Genomic DNA, 17,949 nt, shown 5'->3' on the forward strand with positions numbered 1-17,949 from the left:
GCGTATATTTAATTAGCGCCCTTTTCTTGTACTCTATTATTCTAAAAACAAAAAATATCTCCGCTTTCTACAATGGCTTGGGGAAAAGACCAATCAGGTATAAGACATCCAAGTGCGAATAAACGCACAGTTTTAGGAATAACACAATGTGTGGAATAGTAGGTGCAGTTGCACAACGCGATATCGCTGAAATCTTAATTGAAGGCTTACGTCGTCTAGAATACCGCGGTTATGATTCTGCGGGGTTAGCCGTTGTTGATAATGACTGCAAAATGACACGTTTGCGTGAAGCTGGCAAAGTACAAATGTTGGCTGATGAAGCAGAAAAAACACAAGTCATTGGTGGCACAGGTATTGCTCATACACGTTGGGCAACACATGGTGAACCTTGTGAAGATAATGCACATCCTCATGTATCTGGCACTATTGCCGTGGTACACAATGGTATTATCGAAAACTACCAAGACCTGAAAGCAGAATTAATTAAAAAAGGGTATCAGTTTGCTTCTCAAACAGATACCGAAGTGATTGCTCACTTGGCAAACTGGGAACAGCGTCAAGGCGGCACATTACGTGAAGTTGTACAGCGCGTTATTCCTCAATTACGTGGTGCTTACGGTACTGTAATTATGGATAGTCGCACACCAGAATTATTAGTTGCCGCACGTTCTGGTAGTCCGCTGGTGGTTGGTCTTGGTGTGGGAGAAAACTTCCTTGCTTCTGACCAATTAGCATTATTGCCAGTGACTCGTCGCTTTATCTACCTTGAAGAAGGGGATATTGTTGAAATTACACGCCGTCATGTCCATATTTTTGATGTAAATGGTGAAGAAGTTAATCGTGATACGATTGAATCTAACGTTCAATACGATGCGGGTGATAAAGGTGTTTATCGCCACTACATGCAAAAAGAGATCTACGAACAGCCTCTGGCGATTAAAAACACCCTTGAAGGTCGTTTAAAATCAGATTCGATTGATCTCAGTGAATTAGGCCCTAAAGCTGAAGAGATCTTATCTGAAGTTGAACACATTCAAATAGTAGCTTGTGGGACTTCTTATAACGCAGGTATGGTTTCTCGTTATTGGTTTGAATCGTTAGCGGGCATTCCTTGTGATGTCGAAATTGCATCTGAATATCGCTACCGTAAACCAGCAACTCGCCGTAATAGCTTATTGATCACATTATCCCAATCAGGTGAAACCGCAGATACGTTAGCGGCGCTACGTTTATCTAAAGAGTTAGGATATTTATCATCACTGGCGATTTGTAACGTGGCTGGATCTTCTTTAGTGCGTGAATCTGAATTTGTTTTAATGACTAAAGCAGGTGCTGAAATTGGTGTTGCATCAACTAAAGCGTTCACAACACAGTTAACAGTTCTATTAATGCTGGTGGCATATATGGGACGCATTAAAGGTGTTGCAACATTAGAACACGAAGTTTCAACAGCATTACATGCATTACCAAGCCGTATTGAAAGCATGTTATCGAAAGATAAAGTGATTGAAGCCTTAGCTGAAGATTTCTCAGAAAAAAGTCATGCTTTATTCTTAGGTCGTGGTGACCAATACCCGATTGCGGTAGAAGGTGCCTTAAAGCTAAAAGAGATCTCTTATATTCATGCTGAAGCTTATGCTGCTGGTGAGTTAAAACATGGTCCATTAGCATTAATTGATGCGGATATGCCGGTTATCATTATTGCGCCAAATAATGAATTATTAGAAAAATTAAAATCTAATATCGAAGAAGTTCGCGCACGTGGTGGTTTACTGTATGTGTTTGCTGATCAAGATGCAGGCTTTGAAGAAAACGAAACGATGAAGTTAATTTCTCTGCCTCACGTTGAAGAGCTTATCGCACCGATTTTCTATACCGTACCATTACAGTTGTTGTCTTATCATGTTGCTTTAATTAAAGGCACAGACGTAGACCAACCTCGTAACTTAGCAAAATCAGTTACAGTTGAATAAAGATTAGCTTTATTCTAAAAGAACCAGTCATGCTGTAAAAAGCAGGCTGGTTTTTTTATGGGTAAATAAAAAAATAAAGCACATTTACTCTCTATATCATGATTGAAGCAATGGCATAGGTTGCCTAGGATTATCTTTATATTGTTGTGATAAAGGAGTAACACTATGGCGAATGAAGAAGAGAATACATCAATATTGAGCATGTCCCTTTCAAGTTTAAATATCGCTTCAACAAGAAGAAGCTAGTCATGTCCTCGCTTTGTATAAAATACAGATAGAACAGGGTGATATACAAAAAGCCTATCATTACCTTATGTGTTATATGATGTATTTAAAGGCTTATTTTTCTCGCTATCTACCAGATACATTTTCGATAGGTAATATTTCCCCTGGGTATTTAGATTTTACTTATTTTCCTTTTTTTGATGATTTTTTACGTGAGCGAAAATTACGTTTGGGTATTGTATTAAATCACCAATCCCTTCAATTTGAATTATGGTTAATGGGGCAAAATGCACTTGTTCAACAAGATTACTGGGAATTACTAAAAACAAGTAAATGGAATAGAAAACGGACAGACAAGATCTTTCAAGAAGCCTTAAAAACAACAACAAAAATAACAGATGAAATAAAGCAACGAGAAGCATCTTGATAAGCGATAAAACTCTGCCCGCAAATCGATAACAGGCAGAGGAAAATAGCACTATCGGAGAGATATATCGCTATTAAAACAACACTACAGTAAGAACAAAACTAATTAAGAAAAATAAGTAAGAAAAACCTAGTTGTAAGACTTAAATAGAGATTGATTACCTGACTTATCAAAAGCAATAACTTGGTAAGGCTCTTTATAATCACCAGCATACATACCTAAACTTCCCGCAGGCATTCCCCCAACAGCAATGCCCGATTTCGATTTATCCACTAAGTCGATATTTTTTAAGCTATCAACCGGGATATGTCCAACTAAGTCCTTACCTTGGTAAGTTGCCAAGTGGCAACTTAATAAATTATTTGGCACGCCTGCTTGTTGATATTTTTCCATTAATTGAGTTTCTGAAACGATATTCACTTTAACGTTAAAGCCAGCTTCTTTTACACCATCAGCCCATAAAGTACAGCATCCACAACTCTCTGTTTTATAAACCTCAACAACATTATGATTAGAAGCATAAGCTGTACTTGTAAAAGCTGAGATTGCAATGATAGAAGTCAGTAATAAATTTTTCATTGTTTATTCCTTTCATTAAATTGATAGAGAGACAATAATCTTTCCCCCTACGGGAAGGTCAATTTAATAAAGGTATAAACACGTAGAATTTTGTAAAAAAATATTTATAGAAAACAAAGATATAAATAATACTCTGTTTATTCTTTTCTTAATGATTTGTTGATATAAAAAGAAAAAAGCCTGCATAGCAGGCTAAAAATGGAGAAAGTAGGGTAAACATAGAGTTAGGATGTAAATGATTATGAGGGTATCTCATTAGTTAAATCACCTCTTGCGAAGAGTGATTGTGCTTTAACTGATAGTGAGTATAAACCTAAGCTTAACTTGAGGTTAAAGCGGATAAATTTGTATAAGGTGTACAATTTTATTGATTGAATTTAAAAAATAAAAAATGAAAATAAAAAAAGCCAACTTATTCAATTAATTGGCTTTTTTGTAAGGTATATTGGTTGGCTTTAGATGCAAATTATTTGATATTAATTATTTAATAATTGTAATTTATTTTACATCGATCTCAGTACTTGTCCACTCTTTATCAACCTTACCTTCAATTCTGACAGTATTCTCAGGTGTGACTGTTTGTCCGCGCCATCTTTTATTATCAATATCTACATTGATACCGCCGGTGCTATCTTCAAAAACATACAGCTCATCGCCAATTTTTTTGGTAATTTTACCCGTTAAGATAACCCATGTGTCATCAGAAAGATCTTTTGCTTTAGCAACCGTAGTTTCACTAATAGAAGGGCCTTTAAATCCACCTTGTTCTGTTGGTGCTTGAATTGAACCTTGAAAACCACCTTGGTGTGTTGTATTTGCTTGAGATGCAAACGCTAACGTACTACCAATTAATAATACTAGAATTTTTTTCATAACAAGCTCACTTATAGGTTAATAATTCAACTAATTAATGAATTAGATTTTATTTCATTTTCATGTATAAAACCGCATGTTAAGGTAAATTTTAGTATTAATATATCAACTGATTGATATTACCCCTTAAATTGTAGTTCTTTATTTTTCTTTGTGTTTTTTATTGATATAAGCATCTATCACTAAATACTTCTTTTCTCTAAGTTAAATCCACTGGTTATTTCCCCTTGGGATCGGTGCTAGCGGTTATTCAAAAATATACCCTTCGGGATCATTGTTTTTAGATCTATTACCTCTTATTATCCAGCGCCTTCAAATTTTTTTTAATTTTCCCCTATTATTTTTAGAGGTTTTAGGTTTTATGACTAACGAACGCATTGCCAATCCGGGTCCATTAGGTTTAATGGGTTTTGGTATGACAACGATTTTGTTGAACATACATAATGCCGGTTTTTTCCCTGTTGTCTCAGTCATTATGAGTATGGGAATTTTTTATGGTGGGATCGCACAAGTTATTGCTGGTATTTTTGAGTTCAAAAAAGGCAATACTTTTGGCGCAACCGCATTTACCTCTTATGGTTTCTTTTGGATAACATTGGTAGGAATTTGGTTATTACCCGTGATGGGCTTAAGTGAGCCAACAACCCCTCTCTTTTTAGGTGTCTTTTTAGCATTATGGGGAATATTTACCTTTTTCATGTTTATTGGCACATTAAAAGCCAATAGAGCATTACAGTTTGTTTTTTTAAGCCTGACAATTTTATTTGCCCTACTGGCGATTGGAAATATCACTGGTAATGCACTGATTTTAAAAATTGCCGGCTTTGAAGGTATTATTTGTGGCGCCAGTGCTTTTTATCTAGCAATGGCTGAAGTATTAAATGAGATGTATGGCAGAACAATACTGCCAATTGGTCACAAATAACTGTTTTATAGAGAAGTGGCTATTTAGCCACTTCTACTACTTGGCTTTTTCGTCGTACTAATTTTCTTGCACACCATGCATAAAGTAACCCAGCAACCACACCTGCAATATGTGATTCAGTCGATACACCTAATTGACCTGGAATTAACCCATAGGCCATTGATCCATAATAAAATAAAACAAAAAGGGCAATGACAATATCGATAATTTTCCGTCGAGTAAAAGCGTGAGCAATCAATAAAGACCATAATCCAAAGATCCAGCCACTTGCACCAACATGAATAGCACTTCGTCCAAAAATCCAAACCAACAAACCACTTACGATAATAATGAATAAGCTTGATAAAACATATTCTCGTAAAGATTGCGTCATGGATAAAAAGCTAAGAATAAGAAGAGGAAGTAGATTACTAAAAAGGTGAGACCAAGAACCATGTACAAAAGGGGCGATAAAGATGCCAATTAATCCTTCTCCTGTTCTTGGAATAATTCCCCATTGAAGAAGTGAAATAGGCAATAAAGAGCCAATTAATTGAAGTAGGATTAATGTGATCGTTAATCCACCAAGAAAGGTTAATCTTTTTTTAAACCAAATCTTATCCATAACGATAGCCTTAATACAGAGTGACGTAGATAAAACCGTTTTGATAGAAGAGCCTTTAATAAAAGAAGAAAGGCTCTTTTTTGTTTATCAGTCTAATAAATTAAGGCAAGCAGCTCCACGGGCGCCACCTGCATCACCGTGACGCGCTTTTTCTATTGCTGGAATTTGCGCATTTCCATAGACACAGTGTGAGAGATATTCAGGCAATTGGTCATACAATGCATTAAATTGTGATAATCCACCACCAATAACAATTAAATGTGGGTCAAGTACAGTAAGAATATTACTAAGGTAAATCGCAAGTACTTTCATATAACGATCAACATGTTCTTCTGTTTTCTTATCCCCAGCATAATATTGCTCAACGATATCAACAGCTCTTTGTGGCGTATGATTGAAAGCTTTATACATACGTTCAAAGCCTCGGCCTGATAAATAAGTTTCAAAACACGCTTTTTTACCACAACCACAGATAATTTTTGGCATGGTATCGCCTATGACATTATCTGCATCTACATTTAAATTCATATGGCCAATTTCACCAGCAATGCCATTTTTTCCAGAAAGCACTTTGCCATCAACAACAAAACCACCACCGACACCTGTACCTAAAATAAGGCCAAGTACAGAAGGATGATGGCGAAACTCAGGATCCCAAGCTTCTGATAAGGCAAAACAGTTGGCATCATTTTCAACTTTAACGGGCCTGTTGAGTATATGTGCGAGATCATGAACCATAGGCTTGTATTTGGCAGCTGGAACATTGGTGGTAAACACGGTTCCTTCTTTTGCATTTACAATACCTGGCACACCTACGCCGATCTTTCCTTTACATCCTAATTCGTTGTCAGCTTCTAAAGTTAGCTCCTTAAAAACATTCAATAATGACTGATAGTCATTTTTAGGTGTAGGAACACGTTTTTGCCACACTTGAGTCAGATCTTTATCAAAAACGGCAAGCTCAATTTTTGTGCCGCCCATATCAAAACCATAATACATATCAGTCTCTTAATTATTCTGTAAATATTATTTATAGTAACAACAAGATTGTTGATACCGTGCCATTTCTATTTCAGTCAATATTTAAGTTATCTCTACTGTTTATATACACTAGGTAAAAAGGAACAGTGATTGGTGACAGTTGAGTTTTTTTTACCTATTGATGACTGCCTTCCATTAAAACACTACGTACTTTCATTAGAGCAAAGCCTAATAAATTTAATCCATTCCATAAAAGGGGATTATTGATCTCTTTGTCTTGTTCACTTAAACCTACTCCCCATATCTTATCAACGGGGCTTGCTTCCACAAGCACACGATTGCCTGTGGAAATTAAAAAAGTACCCAATGCATTATTTTGAGAAAATTTGGCGATATTGGCTCGAATAACGATATCCATACGTTGCTGCTCCCAAATTTCTTGGTTAAATCCTTTTACTTCTCGACCAAGTGCTTTAGCTGTACCAGGATTTGATGTTGCTATAATACGCTCTCGTATTTCTATATCATTAAAAAGCTTTGCTTTCTCTGCCATCATATAGTGTTCAGCACTGATGTAACGAACATCATCTAAGATAAAGGGGGCTGGATACCATTGGCTAAAGCAGCTTTTTGTGACTTCATCTGTTTTACTTTTGTGTCCCCAAAAGTAAACAAATTTTATTTTCTTACCTGTACGGAAATCTTTCTTTAATTGTTCTAAATCCATTTTCTTTCCATTATCACGAAGGCTTTTTGTTTATCTAATAAAGATAGCATAGAAGTAAAGAAGGATAGAGTGCCTTTTTGTGATTCTGTGAGTAGGTGAAGCGATTCCGCTATTTGTTCATATTGATATAATTACACGTCTTATTTTGATTAGTTTCTATCAAATCATAAAAAAAATAGAACTTAAACCCGTAGGATTGTTCTTAAAAAAACCATCTAAAAAGTATTTTATTTTATATAGTTACATAAAAGGATTATCTCAAAATGACAATATCTTATTAGTATAAAGATGTAGTTGATTAAGTATTTTTAATATAAAAAAATATAATTATGGGTATTTTTACTAATTATTGGTATATATAACTATTATTTTATTATTTTTGAATAAAATTCAAATAGTTACGTTTGTTGCATCGTGTTTTTTCATCGTTACATTTATAATTTGAACTAGGTCACGCTTGTTAGGTTGTTAAGCTAAATTAACAATACTGTTTTAAGTATAAAATATAACTTAAGTTAATTATCCTAAAATACAGGTTATTCTTAGTGGTATTTACCATAAACAAATAGTGATACTACTCATAGTTAGATAATCTATTTTTGTCTATTTTATTAGGGTGTTTTTTCTAAAACTTAATCAACTCTGATGTATTTAATTTTTTTTCAATAAAAACTGCTCATCTTAATATGATAAAAAGCAATAAATTCACCTTTTGAGTGTAAAAAATAAATCATTTTTGATGATGATCAATATGAATTAATAATATTTAACATTTTTTCTGCTCTTTTTTAGAGAATGAATTTAATTAAAATATGAGGATTTTTTTAATTTGATCTTGAAAGGTTCTTTAGTTTTTAGAGGAAATAATATTAATTAATGATTATTTTAGAATTTTATTTTTATAAAATTTATACAAATTGTTATTAGTTAATAGTAGTTATTATCCGGTTTTTAATTGTGTTTTTTGGGGTAAAAAAGACGCTATTTTCGATGATAACAATGAATGTGAAATTAAGTAAAAATACCCAAATTTATGAAGTGAAAATGAGTATCGCTTAAATTTTTACGCTTTTTTTGATGTTGTCTTTTTGATTAAAATAATTATACAATTTAATTTAAATAATCATTGCTCTTAATCAGATGGTGTTTATTTGAAATTAAAAAAATCAGTATTTATAAGATTAATTTACCCTACATAGTTGATGTTCATTAATTGATAGTTTAATAAGAGTTTAAATGTGGATTTATAAAGATATATTTAAATTTGTTTTGAATTTATCTCTAAGGATCACACACTCTTATTTTGTATGAGCATCAAATTATTGAACAAGATTTAATGTGCTGTTATTAAAGGGGCCACACTATGTATGATGATATAAGTAACTTAAAAGATAAGTTCCAGGAGGATGCTTTTGCTTTTCAAGAGTTTCCTTCTTCTGTAACGCAAGATGTTGATAATAAAATAGAACCAATAATTATAAGTAGTGAAGATAATAATAAAATTAGTAATTTAAGTAATAATACGTTTTCAGAAACTTCACTCACCGTGAAAAACGAACTAAAACAACCTATTACTGTTTCGCCAACTCCTTCTTATCACCAGGATGCTTTAGTTGTTAAAGCAAAGAAAGACAATTTAATTAAGAGTAAGAAAAATTTGTTAGCAGATAATAAAATATTTGATAGCAATGAAACAGATAGAGTTCATGCACATGAAAATATATCACTAAAAGATATATTGTCATTTATTGCCTCTGTTTAATTCAAATAAGTAACACTCTTTGTATAAATAAATAATATTGACTGGTGTCAATCTTTAGCCATTGTTATTTTATTTTTTAAGCTAGGTTTATTTCTTTTCGATATCTATTCATATCGACGGGCAACCTTTGTCTTAAGAAAAGATCTATGGCGATGACAAAGGTATGGGTTTATGAATAAAATATTTAAAATATTAATTACGGCTTTCTTATTGATAACAATGTTTTCACTCATTGTTATGCCAATGAGCGCCGAGCAACAATATATATTCGGTATTATCAATATATTGTTGTTATTTGTTATCGGCTTTAAAAAATCAAAAAAACGATTGTTAACAATGGTTTTTATATCGTTGTTGATGTCAACACGTTATCTTTACTGGCGTGCGACAAATACCCTTAATTTTAATACAACTATCGAAGCTGTTTTAGGTAGTGGCTTATTTATGGCTGAGATTTATTCTTGGATTATTTTGGTCTTAGGATATTTCCAAACATCATGGCCATTAAATAGAAAAATAGCCCCTTTGCCTAAAGATGTTTCTCAATGGCCAACTGTTGATATTTATATACCAACATATAACGAAAGTTTAGATGTGGTACGTGATACAGTTTTAGCCGCACAGGCTATCGATTACCCTCAAGATAAAATGAAAGTGTATATCCTTGATGATGGTAGTCGTGAAGAGTTTAAACAATTCGCTGGTGATGTGGGTGTAACTTATATTGAACGTGAAGTTCATGATCATGCCAAAGCAGGTAACTTAAACCACGCGATGGGATTAACAGATGGTGAACTAATTTGCGTTTTCGATTGTGACCATATTTCAACTCGTATTTTCTTGCAAGCAACAGTCGGTAGCTTCCTTGAAGATCCTAAATTAGCGCTTATTCAAACACCTCACTATTTCTATTCTTCAGATCCCTTTGAACGTAATTTAAGTGCCGCTAAAGATGCACCACATGAAGGCGCACTTTTCTATGGCCCTGTACAGCGTGGTAATGACAACTGGAATGCGACATTTTTCTGTGGCTCATGTGCGGTTATGCGTCGTAGTGCGCTTGAAGAAATCGGTGGTATCGCCGTTGAAACAGTAACAGAAGATGCCCACACAGCACTGAAATTACAGCGTCTAGGTTGGAACTCTGCATTTATTGATATTCCTTTAGCAGCAGGCCTTGCCACAGAACGTTTAGCATTACATGTTAACCAACGTATTCGTTGGGCGAGAGGAATGACACAAATATTCCGCGTTGATAATCCAATGTTAGGCCGTGGTTTAACATTTCCTCAGCGCCTATGTTATCTCAATGCCATGCTCCATTTTCAGTACGGTTTGCCTCGTATTATCTTTTTGACTGCGCCGTTACTGTTTATGTTATTTAACCTCAATATTATTGCTTCATCTGCCAGCATGATATTCGCCTATGCATTGCCACACTTAATCATGTCGGTTTATGTAAACTCAAAAAATATCGGTAAATATCGTTATTCTTTCTGGGGTGAAATTTATGAAACTGTGATGGCTTTTGGCTTGGTTTTACCTACGCTACTCAGCTTAGTTTCACCAAAATTAGGTAAATTCAACGTAACAGATAAAGGTGATTTATTAGATAAAAGCTATATGGATTACCTCACTGTACGCCCTTTGATTATTACTGCTCTTCTTTTAATCACGGGTATTTCATGGGTCGTTATTCGTTATTTATTAAACGATTTCCAAGGTATTGATCCTCTAGTTATTGTTTTAAACCTGACTTGGGCAACTTACAGCTTATTTATTATTCTTGCATCGATTGCTGTTGGTAAAGAGACACGCCAAATTCGTAAACATACTCGAATTAAAGCCTCTCTTCCTATTACATTGCATTTTGATGATGGTGCGGAATTAAGTACTACCACTGAAGATATTTCAATGGGTGGTGTTCGTATCGCAGTGAATAAAATGACGGAATTACGCCAACGCAATGTCACATCAATCACGTTAAATGTTCAGCGTGATGAGGTTTCAGTTCCTGCTGAAATGGTTAGTTTAGAAAACAATCAATTACGCCTTGAATTTTTACCTATCAGTTTAAATGTTCGCCGTAAATTGGTGCGCATTATCTTTGGTCGTGCAGATGCATGGATACATCAAACAGATTACAAAGATAAACCTTTTAAAGAATTGGCAGGAATTACGCGTTGTATTTTTGAATTGTTCTTTGGTCGTCGTCAAAAAGTAAAACCAGTAGCAACAAGAACCAAAGCTAAAACTTCACTCTCTGTGCAATCTATTAACGGGGATGACTAAGCATGAAAAAGAAACTGACATTAATGCTAAGCCTGACTGCTATAGCGATTGCGAGTATTAATTTATCTCAAGCTGCGACAGGTATGTTAGAACTCGGTGGTGAATTTTTGCCTGACCCGACTTCTTATACTCAATCACCAGTGCAACAAAATGCCAATAACCCTATCAGAATGGGAGATGTGGCATTATCAGAAGCTCGTAATATCGAAGAGCAATTAACGTTGGCACAGATGGGAAACCCATCGCCTATCGTATTATCAGGAAGACGATTACTTTCTGGTGTGACTTTTAATATGGCGAATGATTTATTTATCGATAACGCCACACTAACAATGAAAGTGAAAGCATCTCAAGGATTAGTTCAATCGGATCAAACACTTCATTTAATGTTAAATGGTCAACCTATGGGATTTCTACCTTTAGAAGAAGGTGGGCAAGAGCATGAGTATGTTTTAGAAATCCCTGAAATGATGTTGACGAATGTGAATAATCTGAGTTTCCGTTTAGCAAGTCGTGATGCATTAGATGAAAATCAATGTACACCACCATTAGCTGAAGGACTTAGCTTCGTTATTTCACCTGATTCATCATTAGATTATCGAGGTCGCTGGATTAATGGCGGGTACAGTCTGGAACGATTGCCCCTACCGTTCTTTGATCCCGACAGAATGACAGCGACCTCGTTACCTATCATATTGTCAGATAAACCTGACCATGCAGAGGTAACAACAGCAGCGATTGCGGCATCATGGTTTGGTAGTTTTAGTCATGATATTAAGCAAGTTGATTTACCCGTTCTAATGAACCAATTACCTGAAAGTGACGGTATTTTAGTTGGTTACTCCGGACAAACTATTGCTGGTATTACTCTACCTTCAGGAAATAGTGGGCAATTAACTATTGTTGATAACCCCGTTGATCCTGTTTTCAAATTATTACTGATCAGTGGTGATAATGAGAAATCATTACGCCAAGCAGTATGGGCGCTAAATAACGGTAAACTGCCACAAAACGATCACTTAGTTGTACCTTCTCAAACATTGGCTGTACGAAAAGATTACGATGCACCACGTTGGTTAAATACCAATAAACCGGTCACATTGGGTCAAATTGCTAATGGTGGCGATGATTTCTCGCGTCAAGGTATTAATCATGCGCCGAATCAGTTTTCATTTCGTGTATCACCCGATCTTTTTTGGTGGGATGGTGATGCGTTACCTTTAGAATTGAAATATGTTTTTCCTCATTCAGATAAGCTCAATAGCCGTCGTTCTTCATTGATTGCTTCTTTGAATAATCAATTCTTAGGTGCGTTATATCCAGCACGTTCAGAACCTTTAGGTATGTTAAGACAATGGCTAGGTATGGAGAGTGAACAGCAAAACAGCACTCTCTATTTAAACCCTCGTCAAATTTATAGCCAAAATCAATTGCAGTTTTATTTTGATTTACGTGAGCCTGATGATTCTCCTTGTATTTTAACGGATGGCAGTAGCTTGATTAGCCGAATTGATCCGCAATCAACGCTGCAATTTAAAAATACTTGGCACTATTCAAGAATGCCGAACTTGGCGTATTTTTCAGGGGCTTCATTCCCATTTAGTCGTCGTGCTGATTTTTCACAAACCACACTGTTATTACCTGAAAATCCGACAACAGAAGAGCTTTATACCTTAGTCAATTTAATGGCGAGATCAGGCTATTCCACGGGTACACCAGTTTCTCATGCTTCTGTTTTCTTAGGGGCTAAAGCGCTAGAGAAAAATAACCTTTCTCAACAAGATATATTAGCCATTGGCTCATTAAACAGTGACGATTTTTTACCAGCACGTTTTTCACAACAGGCATTCTCTTTTTTAAATAAAAATATCGAGATCAAATCACAGTCGTTGCTTGATAAAGCGAAAGGCTGGATTGCTGGTGATTATTTATCTCAAAGTGGTGATGCCGCTAATTATCTCTCTTCCGTAAACAACTGGCGTGGCATGGTGAGTTTTATCTCACCTTGGGCGAGCGATAGGGTTGTCGTATTAGTGACTGCTAAAGGTAATGATTCAATAAAGACCATTATCAACGATTTAAATTTAGCTGAAATAAATGCAGCCATAAAAGGCGACATCACTCTGATTAGTGGTAAAGACACGGTAAGAAGTTTCCATTTAGGAGAACACTTCTCTCAAGGTGACTTACCTTTATTACAACAATTTCTTTGGTATAGCTCTAGGCATGTGTATTTGCTTGGTCTTTTAGCTGTTGGTTTTTGTGCGTTGACGGGCTTAGTGACTTATTACTGGTTACAACGTCGTTCAACTCGTCGTTTACATCAGATATCACAGCATCGTTCAGGTAAATAGGAGTATATGGGATGAAAAACCACGCACTTAACATCATCGTTAAAGTTATTTATGCAGGTTGTATTTTAGGCGCTTCAAGCCAAGTACAAGCCACAGCGAATGATGTAAATACAACAGCTACTGATCCAAATATTGTAAGCTCTCTTATTGAACAAGCTAATTATTGGCATGGTAGAGCGCATGATGCGCGTGCAGTAGAAGCACTGCAAAAAGTGTTGATTATGGAAAGTAATAACCAAGACGCTTTATATTTAATGGCGTTCTTTACAGCACAGCAAGGGAATGAAAAGCAAGCGACCTATTGGCGCGAAAAACTTGCACAAGTCGCACCGCAAGATCCACGTATTGAAGGATTAAAGAACATCCGATCATCACAATTTAGTGATCAACAATTAGGTTATGCCAGGGAATTGGCAAAGAAAGGGCAACATGAAGAAGCGATAAAAGCGTATCAACGTTTATTTGTTAGCAGTGAGCCACCAGAAACACTGGCATTAGAATATTATCAGACAATGGCAGGTGTGCCGGCTATGTTGCCACAAGCCATTTCAGGGCTAAAACAACGAGCAGCATTAATGCCTGATAATAAAGAAACACAAAGAGCGTTAGGGCTGACGCTAACTTATAATGAAGAAACTCGTCGTGAAGGGATAACAATTTTAGGTAATATTTCAGGTGATGAGTCAGCAAAAAAAGGCCTTCGCCAAGCACTACTATGGTTGAATGTTCGCCCTGATGATGAGGTGTTATATAAAACCTATTTACAAGCAAATCCGAATGATAAAGCCGTTGCTGAACATTTCCAAGGCGCTATTCAAGGTAATGCTCGTCAAGCAGGTTATACAGCTTTAAATAAAGGCAAATTAAAAGAAGCTGAAGGTTATTTTAAACAAGCATTAGCAGCGGATAATAATGATGCACAAGCATTAGCAGGGTTAGGTTATACCGCATTACGTTCAGGTGATTTAGCAACAGGTCAGCGCTTATTAAATCAAGCCGCACAATCAGGTGGCGAGCAGGGCAGTAAATGGAAACAACAAGCTGAAGATGCTGGTTTCTATGCACAATTACGTGATGCGCAACAACGTGCTAAACAAGGAAATATTCAACAGGCACTTGATAAGTTAGCACCTTTAACGGGCGCTTCAGGTGAGAAAGGATTATCCGCTAATTTGCTACAAGCTGATTTATTACGTAAACAAGGTAATTTACCCGCGGCTCACCAATTATTAGCCAGTCTTTATCAACAAAATAGTCGTAATGAAAAAGTCATTTCAGCTTACTACTATTTATTGGTTCAGGAAGGGCAAAATACGAAAGCAGAGCAATTACTGGCTCAACAATCAGCCTCTTTACGTCAAAAACTTACTGCAAATACAGATCCTTCAGAGACATTACGTCGTGAAGCACAAAAAGCGCTAGAAAATGGTAATCGTGTTCAAGCAAGACAATTACTGACACAAGCACAACGTAAAAATCCACAAAATAACTGGGTTTATCTTGATTTAGCTCGTTTAATGGCTGCTGATGGCGATAGTGTTGGTGCAAAAAATATTATTTCACAATTGCAAAATCGTAAAACAAGAGATACAGACTACGTCGCTTCTCTATTTTATGTTGAGCAAAAAGAGTGGGATAAAGTTTTTAACTTGTTAAGTAGTCATAATCAACAGACAGAAGCTGAAAAAGAGTTATTACAGCGTGCTCGTTTTCATCGTCAACTTGCGCAAGCAGAGCATTATCGCCAAGCTGGCAATCTTGTTGCTGTACGTAATACCTTGCGTCCTTTAATTAATCAAGTTGCTGATTATCCAAATGATGTAGGTGAATTAGCTGAACGATTAGTAAGCAGTGGATTAAACGATGAAGCGTTGCAGTTAGTTGAAAATGATATTGCTAAAGGCACTAAAGGCTCGGTAGGAAACTACGCAGGTCACATCAACGTTCTCAATGAGTTAGGTCATTATACACAGGCATCTAGCTTGATTAATGATCCCGCTTTACAACAAGAAACACCGATTGTTGAGAAAAAACGTTTAGAAGTTGCCACTAAAGTTGCGCAAGCTGATAGCTTACGAGAAAAAGGTGAAATTAAAGCGGCTTATGACACACTCGTTGTTGCTTTAAAATCATCCCCTAACGATCCTGATTTATTAATGGCATTAAGTCGTGTTTATTTAGCGCAATCTATGCCTGAACAGTCGAATAAAATTCTCTCTTATTTGGAAAAAGAGCAAGGAAAAGATACTAAATTAATCCAAGCTCAAATAGAAGTTGCATTAGCGCAACAAGATGGCCGAAAAGCACAGCAGTTATTGCAACAAATTCCATCTTCTTCACAACCTGCTTATTTATTACAAGCAGCGCAAATAGCACAATTAAACGGTGAAAACCGTAAAGCTTTAACCTTGTTACGCAGTGCACAATGGCAAAGCAATGATAGTGCATTGAATACCTCTGCGGGCCAATTACGCGCATTAGAGAGCGATAATACAGCCATAGCAGGTTCTATCTATGAACGTAAAGAGATGGCTTCTGTTCAACGTTCTATCCGTGAGTTAGAAGAAAAAGTTTCACCGTGGGTACAAGGCGGTGTTGTTGTACGTCATCGTAATGGTGATAAAGGATTATCTAATGTCACTGAAATTTCTGCACCAATCAGTATTTCAAGTGTTCCTGGAGAGGAGTTCCGCTGGGAATTTAATGTAACTCCAGTTTCTATGACGAGTGGCTCAGTTTCTGGTGAGAGAGCAAATCGTTTTGGTACAGGTCAGCTTCAACATGCTGAACGTTTTGCTAAAAATAGCGATAACCATGATGAGAAAAACAAAATTAATGCCGATGAAGCCGGTAGCCAACGTGCTTCTGGTGTTGAATTAGGACTACGTTTATCTGACAAGAATGTCAGCTTTGATGTTGGCTCAACACCATTAGGTAAAGATACGGCAACGGTTGTTGGTGGTCTCACATATTCACCTAAAATTGGCCAAAATGGGCAATTAACACTGACTGCAGAGCGCAGAGCTATCAAAGATAGTCTACTTTCTTATATGGGACGCACTGATCCTACGACGGGTGAAAGCTGGGGCCGTGTAACACGTAATGGTGCCAAAGCTCAATATGCTTGGGATGATGGCAAAGTTGGCGCTTATGTCGGGGGTGGTTTTTATAACTATGAAGGTAAAAGTGTTGCGAGTAATGATGAAGTGAAAGCATGGATGGGATCTTACGCTAAGTTCTATAAAGATGACCAGCAAGAGGTGAAAGCTGGTGTGCATGTTGATTATATGAACTTTAGAAATAACCAAAATAACTTCTCATTAGGGCATGGCGGTTACTTTAGTCCACAAGATTATGTTTCTGTTTCATTACCTGTTGCTTATACCCGCCGTTTTGAAAAAGGTGAAGTGTCCTTAAATGGTGCGATAGGTATACAAAGTTACAAACAAAAAGGCAGTGATTATTTTCCAACACATAGTTATATGCAGGACGCCTTAAATAAACATAACGCGAGCGATCCTCGTATTAAATCTCGTTATGAAGAAAAAGACGAAACAAATATTACTTACAGATTAGGTTTAGACGCGAAATATTATTTAAACAAAGAAACCGAGTTAGGTGTCAGCTTATCGCATGATACATCCGGTGATTATGCTGAAGATAATATGTGGTTACACCTAAAATATACTCCAGACTTTCTGTCTAAATAATTAAGGAAACAAATAATGAATAAGCATGACAGTGATATCTTACAATTACCTTTTGAAAGCGGCTGGCAAGATCTAACTCAATTATTATTTTTTCAAGTATTAAATGACAATGATATTTCTACCGCCGAAAGTAAATTAAGAAATATTGGTAAAGATATTGCCTTACGCTATCCTTTGCCAGAAAGTGAAAATATTCAATTACTTGAATCACATATCAATCGCGTATTAACGTTATTCAAATGGGGTTTTGTCACCATATCTCCTGCAATGAGTGAGCTTTTATTAGTGCACTGTGCATGGCCTCATTTTACGCAAAGCCAAGATGATGTTCAGTGGCGTGTTGCAAGTGCTGGCGTATTAGAGGGGTTATATGAGGGTTGGTTAACCCATCAAGGTGGCAATGCAAAAATGCAAGTGCATCGTCAACCTACTGATGCTAAAGATGTCTTTATTTTTCGCTATGCACATAATTCATCAGCTGAATAATAATATATATGCTTTATTGATGAGCATCGGA

The 17,949-nt window shown here is 36.1% G+C and carries 13 protein-coding genes; 8 read left to right on the plus strand and 5 right to left on the minus strand.

Annotation, left to right across the window (positions count from 1 at the left end):
* The first annotated feature begins 146 nt into the window (after positions 1-146).
* Both glmS and GWI68_RS02315 read left to right on the plus strand, forming a co-directional pair.
* The gene (gene glmS, locus GWI68_RS02310) at positions 147-1,973 is read left to right on the plus strand and encodes a glutamine--fructose-6-phosphate transaminase (isomerizing) (RefSeq protein ID WP_166539249.1); all 1,827 of its coding nucleotides are present in this window, start codon (positions 147-149) and stop codon (positions 1,971-1,973) included.
* Between the two features lie 322 nt (positions 1,974-2,295).
* On the plus strand, positions 2,296-2,625 hold the full coding sequence (locus tag GWI68_RS02315; RefSeq protein WP_166539250.1) for a hypothetical protein: 330 nt from the start codon (positions 2,296-2,298) through the stop codon (positions 2,623-2,625).
* A gap of 129 nt (positions 2,626-2,754) precedes the next feature.
* Here GWI68_RS02315 and GWI68_RS02320 read toward each other — a convergent pair whose 3' ends face one another.
* Both GWI68_RS02320 and GWI68_RS02325 read right to left on the minus strand, forming a co-directional pair.
* Complete coding sequence (locus tag GWI68_RS02320; RefSeq protein WP_166539251.1) at positions 2,755-3,204, minus strand: DUF411 domain-containing protein; 450 nt, start codon at positions 3,202-3,204, stop codon at positions 2,755-2,757.
* Positions 3,205-3,702: 498 nt separating this feature from the next.
* Positions 3,703-4,077, minus strand: a complete 375-nt coding sequence (locus GWI68_RS02325; RefSeq protein ID WP_166539252.1) for a YgiW/YdeI family stress tolerance OB fold protein — start codon at positions 4,075-4,077, stop codon at positions 3,703-3,705.
* 361 nt (positions 4,078-4,438) lie between these two features.
* On the opposite strand from GWI68_RS02325, the gene satP reads away from it, so the two are divergent.
* Positions 4,439-5,002, plus strand: coding sequence for an acetate uptake transporter (gene satP, locus GWI68_RS02330; RefSeq protein WP_109410100.1), 564 nt, complete (start codon positions 4,439-4,441; stop codon positions 5,000-5,002).
* Between the two features lie 19 nt (positions 5,003-5,021).
* Here satP and GWI68_RS02335 read toward each other — a convergent pair whose 3' ends face one another.
* The 3 genes from GWI68_RS02335 to GWI68_RS02345 form a co-directional block, all read right to left on the minus strand.
* Positions 5,022-5,606, minus strand: a complete 585-nt coding sequence (locus GWI68_RS02335) for a rhomboid family intramembrane serine protease (protein WP_109410099.1) — start codon at positions 5,604-5,606, stop codon at positions 5,022-5,024.
* Positions 5,607-5,693: 87 nt separating this feature from the next.
* Positions 5,694-6,605 carry an N-acetylglucosamine kinase gene (gene nagK / locus GWI68_RS02340; protein WP_166539253.1) on the minus strand — a complete coding sequence of 304 codons (912 nt, stop codon included), beginning with the start codon at positions 6,603-6,605 and terminating at the stop codon, positions 5,694-5,696.
* Between the two features lie 157 nt (positions 6,606-6,762).
* A complete protein-coding gene (locus GWI68_RS02345; RefSeq protein WP_166539254.1) occupies positions 6,763-7,314 on the minus strand; it encodes an NADAR family protein in 552 nt (183 codons plus the stop codon).
* A 1,363-nt stretch (positions 7,315-8,677) separates the two neighbouring features.
* On the opposite strand from GWI68_RS02345, the gene GWI68_RS02350 reads away from it, so the two are divergent.
* From GWI68_RS02350 to bcsD, 5 genes are all read left to right on the plus strand, one after another.
* Positions 8,678-9,076: a hypothetical protein gene (locus GWI68_RS02350; protein WP_109410096.1), complete on the plus strand. Its 399-nt coding sequence runs from the start codon at positions 8,678-8,680 to the stop codon at positions 9,074-9,076.
* Between the two features lie 171 nt (positions 9,077-9,247).
* Positions 9,248-11,368, plus strand: coding sequence for a UDP-forming cellulose synthase catalytic subunit (bcsA, locus tag GWI68_RS02355; RefSeq protein WP_166539255.1), 2,121 nt, complete (start codon positions 9,248-9,250; stop codon positions 11,366-11,368).
* Positions 11,369-11,370: 2 nt separating this feature from the next.
* Entirely contained in the window at positions 11,371-13,722 is a 2,352-nt protein-coding gene (bcsB, locus tag GWI68_RS02360) for a cellulose biosynthesis cyclic di-GMP-binding regulatory protein BcsB (protein ID WP_166539256.1), read from the plus strand.
* 11 nt (positions 13,723-13,733) lie between these two features.
* Positions 13,734-17,432, plus strand: coding sequence for a cellulose biosynthesis protein BcsC (locus GWI68_RS02365; RefSeq protein ID WP_166539257.1), 3,699 nt, complete (start codon positions 13,734-13,736; stop codon positions 17,430-17,432).
* A gap of 15 nt (positions 17,433-17,447) precedes the next feature.
* Complete coding sequence (gene bcsD, locus GWI68_RS02370) at positions 17,448-17,918, plus strand: cellulose biosynthesis protein BcsD (protein ID WP_036933477.1); 471 nt, start codon at positions 17,448-17,450, stop codon at positions 17,916-17,918.
* Positions 17,919-17,949 lie beyond the last annotated feature (31 nt).

It is taken from the genome of Proteus sp. G2669, from assembly GCF_009915245.1.
GTDB lineage: Bacteria > Pseudomonadota > Gammaproteobacteria > Enterobacterales > Enterobacteriaceae > Proteus.